The 12303-nt window shown below is 42.6% G+C and carries 16 protein-coding genes and 1 tRNA gene; 4 read left to right on the top strand and 13 right to left on the bottom strand.

The features are described 5' to 3' along the window. Positions 1-230: 230 nt before the first annotated feature. The 11 genes from GTO83_RS04050 to GTO83_RS04005 form a co-directional block, all read right to left on the bottom strand. Positions 231-1505: a VapE domain-containing protein gene (locus GTO83_RS04050; protein ID WP_255463161.1), complete on the bottom strand. Its 1275-nt coding sequence runs from the start codon at positions 1503-1505 to the stop codon at positions 231-233. Further along, complete coding sequence (locus GTO83_RS04045) at positions 1498-2289, bottom strand: bifunctional DNA primase/polymerase (RefSeq protein WP_180871852.1); 792 nt, start codon at positions 2287-2289, stop codon at positions 1498-1500. Before GTO83_RS04045 ends, GTO83_RS04050 begins: the two co-directional genes overlap by 8 nt. Before the next feature lie 60 nt (positions 2290-2349). Continuing rightward, positions 2350-2934: a DUF669 domain-containing protein gene (locus GTO83_RS04040; protein ID WP_180871851.1), complete on the bottom strand. Its 585-nt coding sequence runs from the start codon at positions 2932-2934 to the stop codon at positions 2350-2352. Beyond that, positions 2934-3464, bottom strand: a complete 531-nt coding sequence (locus GTO83_RS04035) for a sigma-70 family RNA polymerase sigma factor (protein WP_180871850.1) — start codon at positions 3462-3464, stop codon at positions 2934-2936. Before GTO83_RS04035 ends, GTO83_RS04040 begins: the two co-directional genes overlap by 1 nt. Beyond that, positions 3464-4150: an AAA family ATPase gene (locus tag GTO83_RS04030; RefSeq protein WP_180871849.1), complete on the bottom strand. Its 687-nt coding sequence runs from the start codon at positions 4148-4150 to the stop codon at positions 3464-3466. The genes GTO83_RS04035 and GTO83_RS04030 overlap by 1 nt, the downstream gene beginning before the upstream one ends. Beyond that, positions 4150-5544 carry a DEAD/DEAH box helicase gene (locus GTO83_RS04025; RefSeq protein WP_180871848.1) on the bottom strand — a complete coding sequence of 465 codons (1395 nt, stop codon included), beginning with the start codon at positions 5542-5544 and terminating at the stop codon, positions 4150-4152. Before GTO83_RS04025 ends, GTO83_RS04030 begins: the two co-directional genes overlap by 1 nt. Beyond that, entirely contained in the window at positions 5544-6023 is a 480-nt protein-coding gene (locus GTO83_RS04020; protein ID WP_180871847.1) for a siphovirus Gp157 family protein, read from the bottom strand. Before GTO83_RS04020 ends, GTO83_RS04025 begins: the two co-directional genes overlap by 1 nt. A 1-nt stretch (position 6024) precedes the next feature. Next, entirely contained in the window at positions 6025-6222 is a 198-nt protein-coding gene (locus GTO83_RS04015; protein WP_180871846.1) for a hypothetical protein, read from the bottom strand. A gap of 68 nt (positions 6223-6290) precedes the next feature. Continuing rightward, entirely contained in the window at positions 6291-6422 is a 132-nt protein-coding gene (locus GTO83_RS10940; protein ID WP_255463160.1) for a hypothetical protein, read from the bottom strand. Between the two features lie 156 nt (positions 6423-6578). Next, positions 6579-6896, bottom strand: a complete 318-nt coding sequence (locus GTO83_RS04010) for a hypothetical protein (protein ID WP_180871845.1) — start codon at positions 6894-6896, stop codon at positions 6579-6581. Between the two features lie 208 nt (positions 6897-7104). Further along, positions 7105-7296, bottom strand: coding sequence for a helix-turn-helix transcriptional regulator (locus GTO83_RS04005; RefSeq protein ID WP_255463159.1), 192 nt, complete (start codon positions 7294-7296; stop codon positions 7105-7107). 161 nt (positions 7297-7457) lie between these two features. On the opposite strand from GTO83_RS04005, the gene GTO83_RS04000 reads away from it, so the two are divergent. The 4 genes from GTO83_RS04000 to GTO83_RS03985 all read left to right on the top strand — a co-directional run bounded on the left by GTO83_RS04000 (position 7458) and on the right by GTO83_RS03985 (position 10652). Then, the gene (locus GTO83_RS04000; RefSeq protein WP_180871844.1) at positions 7458-8069 is read left to right on the top strand and encodes a LexA family transcriptional regulator; all 612 of its coding nucleotides are present in this window, start codon (positions 7458-7460) and stop codon (positions 8067-8069) included. 149 nt (positions 8070-8218) lie between these two features. Further along, entirely contained in the window at positions 8219-8563 is a 345-nt protein-coding gene (locus GTO83_RS03995; protein ID WP_370524339.1) for a hypothetical protein, read from the top strand. Positions 8564-8587: 24 nt separating this feature from the next. Next, a complete protein-coding gene (locus GTO83_RS11090; RefSeq protein ID WP_180871843.1) occupies positions 8588-9466 on the top strand; it encodes a DUF5067 domain-containing protein in 879 nt (292 codons plus the stop codon). Between the two features lie 97 nt (positions 9467-9563). After that, positions 9564-10652, top strand: a complete 1089-nt coding sequence (locus GTO83_RS03985; protein WP_180871842.1) for a tyrosine-type recombinase/integrase — start codon at positions 9564-9566, stop codon at positions 10650-10652. Positions 10653-10826: 174 nt separating this feature from the next. Here GTO83_RS03985 and GTO83_RS03980 read toward each other — a convergent pair. Together GTO83_RS03980 and GTO83_RS03975 are read right to left on the bottom strand one after the other, a co-directional pair. Next, positions 10827-10915: transfer RNA gene (locus GTO83_RS03980), tRNA-Ser, on the bottom strand. Positions 10916-10999: 84 nt separating this feature from the next. Further along, positions 11000-12253, bottom strand: coding sequence for a chloride channel protein (locus tag GTO83_RS03975; protein ID WP_180871841.1), 1254 nt, complete (start codon positions 12251-12253; stop codon positions 11000-11002). Positions 12254-12303: the final 50 nt, after the last annotated feature.

The raw sequence follows: 12303 nt of genomic DNA, 5'->3' as shown, positions 1-12303 counted from the left end.
ATTGCCTACTGTCATTGCTGTTTTTGCCTACATACCAACGTTTCGCTACCTTCTAATGACAGTAACCCCCGTTTTTCCGCCCAACTTTTTCGGCGCTGTTCTATATATACCTACTACTAAATATATTTTTTATTAATATTTACTGTCACTGTCATTATTTGAGGTTAAAACGCCTTTATATCGGCGTTTATTGTAATGACAGTAAGGGTGTTTTACCGTCATTACTGTCATTAACGTTCGAAACCACGTTTGGTTTCATTGTTAATAGTTCTTCGTGCTTTCCTAAACCCAAACCGATTAACCATAATATTGGTGATCTGATTGGCGACTTTTCGGTTTTTAACTAGGTCCACACCAGAAGCAACTGCTAAACTAAGCGCGTCATTTGAAATAAATTTCCGATTCTTAAATTGATTACTCAAAGCTTCATCAATCCGATCTTCCAACGCATCGGTGTACATAAAGTTGCGCCGGTGGTCATTTAACATCTGCTCCTGTTCAGGGGTTAAGACGAAACTGAATCCCTCTTGATACAATTGCATGGCTTCGCCCCAAAGCTGTTGCACGTATTCATCAGTTAAATCGGTAACTGGGTGATACTTCTGGGCGCTCTTGCTAACGTGGAGCGGTAAGAAGCGCCGTTCACCGGTTTTATCCTTCAAGTAATATAATTCGTTCGTAGTTCGAGCCATGACAAAATTTTTATCAAACCGCTCCGCTTGGTGACCATATGGTTTCCGGTATTCAAATTCCTGCAAAGTGACGAACTTTTTTAGCACTTCAAAACTAGCAGCGTTAGTAGCGGTCATTTCATCGTCATTAACAATTAAAGCTCGACGCATGACTGCGAAATCGTCTTTATTGTCAAAGGTTGAAAACTGATCGGTATAGTAGCCTAAGGGGGCAATTTTTTGGAGAAAGGAAGTCTTCCCTGCCCCTTGGCCACCGACTAAGTCCATCACAAAGTCGAACTTAGTTTTCGGGTTAAAGGCTTTCGCCACCGCTCCAGTAAAATAAACTTTTGTGGTTAAGTGGGTTACTTCGGAATCTTCAACACCTAGATAATCTGTCATAACATGCTTTAACCGCTCTTGGTGATCCCAACTCTGATACGCCTTTTTGAGATAGTCCTGAACTGGATTGTATTTGTGGCGCATAGCAATCACCACAATTGCACTCCGGATCTTCTGGTTATCAAACAGTACCCCATACTTTCCTTCGACGTATGAAGCGAGCTGATCGACATAAGCATCAATCAGTTGTCCCTTCTTAAACATCAATTCGGAATTACTTTTAACCACATCTGTTTCAGCGGTAAATTCATTAAAGCGAAAAGTTCCTGTTAATAGTGGATCCCGTTCCAAAATAATTTCCATGTTGACAATGCTTTTATTAACAATCTGACCATTTTTGTTAGTTTTGAGTCCCCAGTCATCAGCATCACTTAGCGCTTTTAACTCTTCCGCGGCTTCTTTATCAAAAGGCACCACTTTATCTTCACTCACTTACTTCACCTCGCCTTCGAATTTCTTTTTTAATCATTGAATTAACAGTTGTTACTACTTCGTTATCCGAAAGACTGTATTCAGTACGCTGATTAGCAATCCGGCACAGCTCTAACACCACTTCCGGCTCAACGCTCCGAAACAGTAGACCACCAGCAAAAGCTGCTAAAGCGTTATTCCTCCCGCCAGTTGGGCCTAAACCATTAGCGATCTGTTCAAACAGCTCAGTAGTTGTATTTCGCCCGGTTGGTCGGTACGTTTTAAGCTTTTGCTGGCTCATTGTCGGCTTGCTCTTAGCTTCGATCAACTGGATCAATTCTTCGCACGGTTCGATCATTGGCTTACGATTTAGCCATTGATAGACTTTATCATCAATTACACTCGGAGCTACCACCACATAATTATTGGGGTGGGCTTTAATATCGACCCCCGGTAGGAAGCCGATATTCTGGCTGATTCGTTCTGCTGGCTTCTTGAAAAAAAATTGGAACCCATCGTGGGCTGTTTTCTGGCACAAGGTATTAAACCACTCAGGATGATTTAATTGCTTAATGCTTGCCGTACCATCATCCCCGTCCTCGTGCCGGTCAACGTCGATTACAAAGAATTGGTCGGTTTTTAAAGCAATATTGGCAAATGGATGGTGATCCCAAAATTTTACGATTTCCGCTGGCGTTAAAGCCGGTTTATCGGCAAACTTAATCAGCGGCTTTTTGCCAATTGTCGGAATGACGCTGAATCCTTGCTCAGCGTACCGTTTGGCATAATTAACTAAATTTTCCATTCCAATTTCTCCTAACGGGCCTTCCACCCGCCCGGTGGTTAGGACACTGCCTGATTAGTTTTAGAACGGTAATTTTTCATCATCGACCGTCGTCGTATCGCCCATCGTTCCTTCAACCGCCTTTGCAATTTCTTCGTTGGTTTCAGCGATTGGCTTATTGATTTGTTCACCAGGGCCGAAGTCGTAGTTCCGGTAAGGGTTGTCGGGGTCTTTTTTGTTTTCAGAAACAGTAATCTTCATAGCTAAAGGCTTAGCTTCATACGGCTTAAAGGCCGTTACCAGCCGTTCATAGGCATCGGTCTCATTGTCTGGAAATTCGTTTGGCGTTAAGTGGAGACCAACTTCTGCTGCCACCTTGTCAATTGTCCGAATTGCCCGGTTGACTACAAAGTCTGGCATTGGTTTGCCGGCTTTAGTTGTCGTGGCTAGACTCAAGCGGATATACTCTTTGCGTCCAGCAAACTCACCTTTGATTACCTGCATCGTAAATTGCAGGCAATCCCACCCAGATTTAAACGTTGGGTGTTCTACCTTGTCCAAAATGACTTGGTATTCCCCTGCGGGAATGTCATCTGTCTTATTAACACTGTCCTTCTTTGCGTCCCAGTTCTTCATTGCGTTTTGATATGCACTTTGTAATCCCATTAGTAAATTCCTCCATGATTTAATAGTTCTTTGCGTAGTTTTTTGATTAAGCCTTGCTTAGCGTTATAAATTGACGCTTTAGTAACGCCGTTTTTATCAGCGATTTCGGTCTGCTTATAACCAATCGCTAATTCCTCGTAAAGTTGGCGTTGCTTAACTGTTAGGTTCGTCAGATAGGGCTTGATTATCTTTAACCGATAATCGTCAACATTGCGTTGGTCAGGCATTTTGAAAAAGGTCCACCGCTTATCTTCATCAGCGAAATGGATCTCATTTCGAAACCAACGATGATACATGTTGTAATCATTCCGATCCATCTGCCGAATTAAGCAATACCATTGATAATCAATTCGGTACTGCTTCCCACGACTATCGATAAAGTAGTATTGATCGCCGATCTGCTTGGTTGATACTTTAGCTTCAGCCCAAAGTTTTAAATTGTAATCAATTGGCTGATGAGTGTGATCAATGATCTGCTTAGGTGGCGGCCCTGGCGTCCAGTTTCGCCAGTAATAATACTTACTGGTCATTAATCAAACATCCCATCGCAAGATTCGAGTAATTGTCGGATCTTTGGATCGGTAATATCATCCGGCTTGTACTTTGCTCGTTTGTTTTCAACGGTCCGAGTATAGGTGTCCTTCCCAAACTTTTGGGTATGAATAACTACATCACAGTTACCGGCTACAATGTTATAAAACTTTGGCTTTAGCGCCGGTACTGGTTCACTTGTTCCAGCTGCAATATCGGTTTTGGTTTCTTCACGGCTTAACCAAACTACATTCACCTTTAGCGCTTTAAGTTCAAGCACTAGATTTTCAATGATGGTTTTCACCATGCTTGAACCTTTACCGTACGCTAACCGGCCATCACCAATAAACTTCTCGCCAGCATCCTCAGCTACTTGTTTTTCGACTGCTGATGCCAAGTCTTCAATCGTATCAATAACAATCGTTTGAAAAGTCGTTTCTGATAACGCCTTGATAAAGTCGTCAATCCGACCAATCACGTCTTTAACTGGCTTCCCATCTTCGCCAATCAACAGACTCTTATAAGGAATCCGACTTTGCTCGGCGTTATTGTCGGTGTTTAAATCGAATGAATGCGGGAAATAACTTGCGAAGAAAGTTTTCCCTGTCATTGGTTTGCCGTAGATGAAGAAATAATGTGGTTCAATCTTCGGCTTCCGTGGTTTGTCTTCTGGAAATGCAAACATTACCCATTACTCCTGTTCTTCCAACGGTAGTAGGCCCAGCCTGGTTTGTAACCATGTGCCTTACCGTAGGCTTGAAATTCCTTTAACGTCTTTAATTCGTACAGCTCTTTGTGCTGTACATTGTTTGATACTTCACTGTTAAGAATTGCTTCGACCATTTGCCGACGTTTCTTGACAGCTTCGTTCTCTTTAATTTCTTGTAAGTCCTCATTGACGACTACAAAATCTTTTTGCTTAGTGGTCAACTCCTGCCCACATAGCGGGCAATACTGATCGACCATGTCCTTGCGGTAGAAAGTCCCAAAGCAGTATGAGCATTGGACAATTGGCGGAATATCAATTCCGCCCCCTTTTGACTTTCGCTTATCCTTGGTGACGATCGCTTCTTGCCAATCATGTTTGGCGTTCGGTAAACCAAAGCGCTTGAAGTTGCCTACATGATCAATAATGATCGCGGTTTTGCCTTCTCGGGGGTTTAGACAACGCATCGAGAATTGCAAGTACAATGCCAGTGAACACGTTGGCCGAGCCATAATCACGCAATCAATATTTGGCAGGTCAACCCCTTCGGTAAAGAGATTGACATTTACCAGAATCATAATTTGCTGATCCCGGAAAGTTTGCACAATCCGATCGCGGGTTTCCGGGTTGGTTTCACCATCAACTTCCGCAGCGGTAATTCCCCTGGACCGAAACTGATCCATTACTCGCTTTGCGCTTTCAATTGAATGGCAGTAAACCACCGCTTGCTTGCCTTTAGCAAGTTTCGAGTATTGATCAACGATTTCGCCGTAAATCTTTTTATTCATGGCTTGGTCAATACTCTCGGCGGTATATTCGCCGCTTTGCCTCTTTAGCTTTGAATCATCAATCCCAGTCGGTCCAAAGTATTTAAACTGAGCTAAGAAGTGATGAGCCTGTAACCATTCAATCGTCTTACCCGGGATCAAATCATCTGCGATTTGGTCCATCTGGTCATGCCCCGTCCGAATCGGGGTGGCCGTAAAGTACAAGATAAATGCTTGTGGAAAGGCATCAATAATCTTCCGGTAAGACTTAGCCAAGCTATGGTGGGCTTCGTCAATCAGAATCAACTGTGGTTCGTTGATCTGATCAATATGCCGATTGAGTCTTTGAACCATCCCCATTTGCAGGTAGTTTGGATCCACCCCTTGCAATCCAAAGGTTTGCCGAGCTTGGTCAAGAACTTCTTTGCGGTGAATGATGAATAAAACATTATTCCCTTTAGCTGTTGTCCGCCGGGCGATTTCGGCCATGATGACCGTCTTGCCCGTACGAGGTGGCTGTTGGACAATAATTCGTTTGTTCCCCTGTCGCATCGAATTGGTGATGCGATTGATGGTTTCTAATTGATAATCACGTAATTGGAACATTATTTGATAACCACATTCCGATTCGGCTCCAGATGCGCCCCTGGCACTTCATCGCCCTCTTTTAAGCGGTCGTAAATCCCTTTCTTGTCGGGCTTAATTGTGACTTCCTCAGTCACAAGTTCGCTCGGCAACTTATCGACATCATCCACCACCGTGGACGCTTTGAAGTTCCTTGTTGATAACAGGTGATTATCCGTTTGAATTTTCTTAATCCCGGCATCGTCCATCACATCTGTGATGTACTGCTTGATCCACCTTAATTTATTTCGGCGGTAAGTCAGTTCGCCCCGGAACAACTTTTGCTTTTCTTCTAAAAATCCAATTTCGGACTTTAGTTGGTCAGCCCAAGTTGCCAGGTTTTCTAACTTGACTTCCCGGTCGTCCTTAATCGCTTTAAGGGAGTCGATTAAGGTTGTTGGATCCAAGTCATCCCGTTGGGATAACTGGCGGTAAATATCATTCAATTCAAATAAATTCATGTTAGATAACCCCCTTTGCAATTCCGGCTGCTCTTAGCATTTCTTGGCTAAAGGCATCAATCAATGCGTACTGCTCATTTAATCGCCGTTCGATCAATCGATCGTATTCCCCAACTTTTGTGTGTTCGAGAATGTGATTTTTCATATAAATTTCGTCCTGCCTTTTTTCAGACAGCCAATCATATAACTTCTGATTCATGTTAAAATTACCTCGTATATAGTTTTTATTTTTGGTTCTAAGCAGTTGCCGCTACTTAGAACCTTTTTTTATTGAAAACAATTGTCCATTACATAAACGAAACCGATCAGTGCCACTAAATTCCACCACCCATTATTTTCGGGAAGTTTGGTGATGGCGTAACCTGAAAGCATTAACAATGGTGGTTTTAACTTATTCATATTTAATTCCTCCTCGGAAAAGCGAACCTTACAATATCAACGGCGAATACCGCCGCCCAGACAAAACCTAATGTGTGCCACAAGTAGTTGTGACCCATCAACCAGCACCAGGTCATCAGTGATCCTAGTGCTGTATACATAATTGCTTTTACCACCTCATCCCCTCCAATCAATTTCATGCCGGTGCTCTAGCACCCAATCCACTGCAGCGGGGTCAAATCTAACTTTGACTCCTTTCCCGCCGTGCAGACCATAAACCCACTGTTTAAGGATCGGTTCTCGCTCTAGGAGAACATCTCTGATCCAAGCTTCGTTCTTCTGTCGTGGAAGGCGAGCTTTAAATTCCTTAGTGCTAAGGAACCGTAGCGGTTTCTGGGGCTTCTCTTCCACAGTGAGATATGGTTTCAGCATTTTTGCCGCTTCCTGCCTTTCCGCAGGAGTGGCGGACTTTAGGATTTCCAACAGAACTGACATTTTGATCACCTCCTATCTGACTGTTGGTCCTTTTTGAACCCAATTTGCTTAATTGGTTTAGCTTTTGGTTTGGGTTTCCGATAGTACGGGCTTTCAAAATGCCGAAAGCTTTTCATTGTGTTTCGTTGACCTGCATGGTCAATTTGAACACGTAGCTTATCTTGCATTTGTTCATCTCTCCTTTTGTACACTTCAAGTGTAGTTTACATTAAAAAAATATGATATTGTCAAAATCAATTCCAACAATATCTGCAAATTTTGCAGCGGAATTAATCCTAAAGTAGGATTTCCCGTTCTCAATTCTCATGAATGTCTGCACATTCATGTGCAGCTTATGAGCTACTTCTCGTTGAGTAAATCCTGCGCGAATTCGTGCCGCTTTGATTGTGTACTTTTGCATTCTTATTCCTCCTTCCCTTCGCTTGATGATTTTATTATTACACACTTGAAGTGTAGTTTCAACTACTTCAAGTATATTTTTTTAAATAAAATGTACAATTTCAGTACACTTGAGGTTCAATTTTTGGTACAATACTATATGTAGAAAGGAGGTGACTTTAAATGACGTTAGCAGAAAACATTAAACGCCTTCGTAAGGATCATGGTTATACGCAAAACGATTTAGCGAAGATTTTGAACGTATCTCCTAATTCTATTTCCGCCTGGGAAGTTGGGCGTAATAAGCCTTTGATGGACAAAGTGACGATCATGGCGAAACTTTTTGGAGTAAAAACTAGCGAAATTATCGGTGACGATATCTTAGCCGAAAACGTTACGCCGATTGTCAATTTTACTCGAATACCATTGCTTGGAGTGATAGCCTGCGGAGAACCTATCTTAGCAGAAGAAAATATCGATTCTTACGTTGATCAACCAACGGCTAATCTTCCTAAAGGTAATCTTTTCTACCTGCGAGCAAAAGGCGATAGTATGAAGCCCACAATCCCTAACGGCTCGCTCGTCCTTATCCGACAGCAGCCAGACGTAGAAAGCGGTGAAATAGCGGCAGTGCTCTTTACCGAAGACACAGAAGCGACCCTCAAACGGATCAAGAAAGTTGGGGAAACGATTATCTTGCTCCCTGATAATCCCGAGTATGAGCCGATGGTAGTTGACGATAGCCATCCTGCTCGGATATTAGGCAAAGCTGTACAAGTTACTTCAATTCTGTAACATACAAAAAAGCACTAGCCAAGGTGGTTAGTGGCTAGTGCTTAGTTTCGTCTTGTATCTGGACTTAATTATAGCATGAGTTCAGATACATTACATATTTACGTCCAAAAAACTGATCGACGTTAAAAGCTGCTATTTCGGAGGGTTTTATGAAAACTACAAAATTGGTTTTAGGAATTATTATGATTGTCTTAGGTGTAATTATTTTCTTCCAGTCTATGGTCGCTGGCTTAGGAAATGCAATTGCTGCTAATAACTCACATAGTGTTGCTTCTGGCGTAATGGTTGCCATTTTGTACATTGTAGTTGGGATTGTTTACCTAGCGACTCGAAAGAGCGAGAAGATGGGTGGCGATATTGCTGGATTAATCATTTCGATCATCGCTTGGTTAATGGGTGCCTTTTTACGAAGATTTACAAGTATGGGCGTGGCTCATTTTAATTATTGGGGCAATGTTCTTCATTTGGCACTACATGTCAAACTGCAAGAGTAACTAATTCTCTTTGGAGGAGATAATATGAAAAAGATACTATCGGGGATTGCCGTAATTGCGTGTAGTATTACTTTAGTTGGATGTGGCAATAATTCTTCTAAATCCCAAACTTCTAGTTCATCGAGCGTAACTAAAAAATCATCATCAGTGAAGCCAGATCCAAACGCTTCTGAACGAACGTGGACTTATAAGAATAATGTCTTTGATGCTGGTAACGAAACTTACAAATTTACCAAGTGGGAAGTCCGTGATTCAGTAGATCAAGGTAAGAAAGTTCTAGTTCTTTACTGTGATGTCACCAACAATTCAACAAAAGAGATGGATCCATCTAATGTCTATATGGTGGTTCATGCCCACCAGAAGAACTCTACTTCGGATCTAGAACTTGATCCCGGCATGGTCGCTTTAGATGAAAACGGCGATGATCCACTTCAGCAATACGAAGATGGCTTGAATAACAAGCTTCTGCCGGGAAAGACGGTTAAAGCAGTTATGATCTTTACTTTGGACAATACCAATCCAGTTCGGGTAACTTTTGAAAATCCGGATTTCAAAGTAATTGGATCCAAGACTTATAAAGTAAGCAAGAAAATTAGCAAAGCCGATCAAGCTCGTCTTAACAAGTCAAAGGCTACTGCTTCAAATTCAACGGCACAGAGCACGAAAGCCGCTTCTCAAAACAACGCAACTCAGCAAAGTAATACTAGTAATACCAGCAGCACTAGCCAAACTTATAGCTTTACCACTGCTGACGGTGAAAAGGTTTACGTCGCTCACCCGTCGCAAGGTGGCACAATTTATCAAACTGGTAATGATACTGGAAGTTTTGAAGGTGATCCAGATGTAATTGCTCAGACCCAGCAGATGCAAGAAAGCATTGCAAAAGCAAACGGCTGGGAATAAAAAAGCTCCCCACCTACGGTAAGGTGGAGAGCTAGGAGTTATATAGATTGGACCCCATATAACTCCTTCATTTTAGCATACATGGAGGGATAATAATATGGCACAAATTAAAAAGCGTAGTGGCTCTTGGCAAGCCCGAATCCAGTGGATGGATACAGACGGCAAGCGTCATTCCAAATCAAAAGCCGGGTTTAAGACCAAGCGCTTAGCCCAGATGTGGGCAACCGAGCAGGAGGCCAAATTAAATCAAGGGGTTAATATCGAGCGTGAGATCTCCTTATATGATTACTACGTCCACTGGGTTGATACTTATAAGGCACCTAAAGTATCTGATGTTTCGATGGTCCGATATCGGACAACTCAACAGAACATCTTAGATTTTTTTGGCAAGAAAGATATTAAGAAGATCACCCGGACAGAATATCAAGCCTTTATAAACTGGTATGGCGCCAACCACGCTCCCTCGTCAGTCCAAAAGATTAATGGCTTTATCCGGGCATGCGTGCAGTCAGCTATCCTTGACGACTACTTAATTAAGGACTTTACGCAAGGCGTGGCCCTAGTCGCCAATCAGAAGCGTGTCGTGGCAGTCGAGTATCTGAACCTTAGTGAGATTCAAAAACTGCTTACAGCTACCCGAGCAGGCTTAAATCCCCACTTTACTTCTCGCTACATGATTATTACGGCGATCTATACGGGGATGCGCTTGTCGGAGATTCAAGGCTTAACATGGAAGGATATCGACTTCTTACACCAAACTATCAATATCGATAAGTCGTGGGATGCGGTTAAGCACGAGTTCAAGCCGACTAAAAATCCTTCTTCGGTCCGTAAGATCAAGATCAATCCGCAGCTAATAAGTATTTTACGGCAACTGCGAGAAGCTACAAGTAGCACGATGGTCTACATTAACCAATATGGCACGATTCCTACCTCTGGGGCCGTCAATCGGACGCTACGAACGATCTTAGGGTCAGTCGGGATAACTAAACGTAACTTCCACTTCCACAGCCTTAGACACAGCCACGTGGCGCTTCTGCTCGCAAATGGAATTGATATCTACGCCATCAGCAAGCGACTAGGACACTCAAATATTAAGACTACGGCCAACACCTATGCTTATCTGATTGATGAATACAAGGACCAGACTGATAAGCAAATCATTAAAGCACTGGAGAACCTATAATCAGAAGCACCTCTCACGGGGTGCTTTTTTGTGTGCATTTTGTGTGCAGGCTTCGTAACTCTATATTGCTTTATAAGTCTTTTGAAATAAAAAGAAAAACCGCTAAACCCTTGATCTAATAAGGTTTAGCGATTTTTAAGTTACTCATCGTAACTCCATATTACTCATTTATAAAGGAGAGTACAGGATTTGAACCTGCGCGCCCATTCAACATGGGTTCGCCGGATTTCGAGTCCGGTGCATTACCACTCTGCCAACTCTCCATTAGATTGACTATTACAGTTTAGCATCTTCAAGAAGCGTTGGCAAGGTATCCTATAACAAAAGCTTCATAACCACTTTCTTAATTACTTTTGCATTTGCTTCGAAACCCAGATTGAAACAGCAACTGCTAATCCAAGCGGAAGCAAAGCTGAATATTGCATGTGGCAGACTTCAAAAATCATAAACAGGGCCATTAAGGGAGCTTGTTGTGAAGCTGCTAATAGTGAAACAGCTCCTAAGACAGCACATTGAGCCAGCGTTACCCCGGGGACGACCGCCATATAGACAACTCCAAGCAAAACACCGATACATGCTCCAATTGCAATTGATGGGGTTAGCGTTCCACCATATCCCCCACCTTTAATGGTCAAAAGCGTAACAATGGCTTTAGCGAAAAAACCAAAAACTAACCACAACAAGGCACCACTTAGTCCTGTTGAGCTGTTTGTATTCATCGCTAATTGAGCAAGACCCCGGCCATTTCCACAAACCGCTGGGAAAAACATTGCAACCAGGCCAGTTAAAAGCCCCACTAAACTAAGTTGCCAAAGAATTGCTTTCCCCTTAACCCGGTATTGACTAGCAAGTTTAATAAACTTTTTAAAGATTGTTCCTAAGAAACCATTCACGATTCCTAAAAGAATTGCCAAAGGAATAACAACTAGGCCATAGTGACGATTCCCAGTTAAATAATAAGGGACAAAGCCCTTCGTAATTGAACCAACCATCGTCGCAATTGATGACATTGTCACACTAACGGCAACCGACCGGGAATTGATTTTTTTGTAAAGTAACTCTAAACAAAACATAGTCCCAGTAATTGGGGAGATATAGACCCCGGCAAAACCGGCCCCAGCGGCAGCTGCAATTAGTAAGCGTCGGTCTTCCGGATCAATTGACCATCCATGTCGATCAAAGGAGCGACTCAAATTGTCGGCAATCATTGCCCCGGCCTGTCGTGGTGCTAATTCACGTCCGATAGATCCTCCGGTACTAACGTAGAAAATCTGGGTCATAACATGAATTGCCGTCCGCAAAACTGGCATTCGTTTCCCTTTAATTGAGGCGTTAATCCCAACCGGTTCCCAATTTCTTTGTAAGAAATACCAGACCACGGCACTAATAATTCCCCCGATAATCAACGAAACTAATCGCCGACTCGGTAAAGCATTCACCGCTACCGGCATCTGATTATTTTCAACAAAACCTAAAAAAAGGTGCTCCACTGTGTCCAGTAGCACCCCTAATAGCATTGACGAGCAACCAACAATTAAACCTAAACAAACTGTAATCACCGCTAAATTAATATCCTGGCGACGACTTGTATCATTCTCCATAATAAATCAGTATCCTTCAAAAAATTTCGCTTTTTATTTTAGCACCATTT

Source organism: Lactobacillus sp. 3B(2020), from assembly GCF_013487845.1.
GTDB classification, from domain to species: Bacteria; Bacillota; Bacilli; order Lactobacillales; family Lactobacillaceae; genus Limosilactobacillus; species Limosilactobacillus alvi.
This window is presented reverse-complemented; position numbering and strand designations above follow the sequence as displayed.

Bases quoted from the DNA above. Each gene is read 5' to 3' on its own strand.
- GTO83_RS04005 (WP_255463159.1), bottom strand. From the start codon at position 7,296: ATGCAAAAGTACACAATCAAAGCGGCACGAATTCGCGCAGGATTTACT.
- GTO83_RS04045 (WP_180871852.1), bottom strand. From the start codon at position 2,289: ATGGAAAATTTAGTTAATTATGCCAAACGGTACGCTGAGCAAGGATTC.
- GTO83_RS04030 (WP_180871849.1), bottom strand. From the start codon at position 4,150: ATGTTTGCATTTCCAGAAGACAAACCACGGAAGCCGAAGATTGAACCA.
- GTO83_RS04000 (WP_180871844.1), top strand. From the start codon at position 7,458: ATGACGTTAGCAGAAAACATTAAACGCCTTCGTAAGGATCATGGTTAT.
- GTO83_RS03985 (WP_180871842.1), top strand. From the start codon at position 9,564: ATGGCACAAATTAAAAAGCGTAGTGGCTCTTGGCAAGCCCGAATCCAG.
- GTO83_RS03995 (WP_370524339.1), top strand. From the start codon at position 8,219: ATGAAAACTACAAAATTGGTTTTAGGAATTATTATGATTGTCTTAGGT.
- GTO83_RS04025 (WP_180871848.1), bottom strand. From the start codon at position 5,544: ATGTTCCAATTACGTGATTATCAATTAGAAACCATCAATCGCATCACC.
- GTO83_RS04020 (WP_180871847.1), bottom strand. From the start codon at position 6,023: ATGAATTTATTTGAATTGAATGATATTTACCGCCAGTTATCCCAACGG.
- GTO83_RS11090 (WP_180871843.1), top strand. From the start codon at position 8,588: ATGAAAAAGATACTATCGGGGATTGCCGTAATTGCGTGTAGTATTACT.
- GTO83_RS04010 (WP_180871845.1), bottom strand. From the start codon at position 6,896: ATGTCAGTTCTGTTGGAAATCCTAAAGTCCGCCACTCCTGCGGAAAGG.
- GTO83_RS10940 (WP_255463160.1), bottom strand. From the start codon at position 6,422: ATGAATAAGTTAAAACCACCATTGTTAATGCTTTCAGGTTACGCCATC.
- GTO83_RS04040 (WP_180871851.1), bottom strand. From the start codon at position 2,934: ATGGGATTACAAAGTGCATATCAAAACGCAATGAAGAACTGGGACGCA.
- GTO83_RS03975 (WP_180871841.1), bottom strand. From the start codon at position 12,253: ATGGAGAATGATACAAGTCGTCGCCAGGATATTAATTTAGCGGTGATT.
- GTO83_RS04015 (WP_180871846.1), bottom strand. From the start codon at position 6,222: ATGAATCAGAAGTTATATGATTGGCTGTCTGAAAAAAGGCAGGACGAA.
- GTO83_RS04035 (WP_180871850.1), bottom strand. From the start codon at position 3,464: ATGACCAGTAAGTATTATTACTGGCGAAACTGGACGCCAGGGCCGCCA.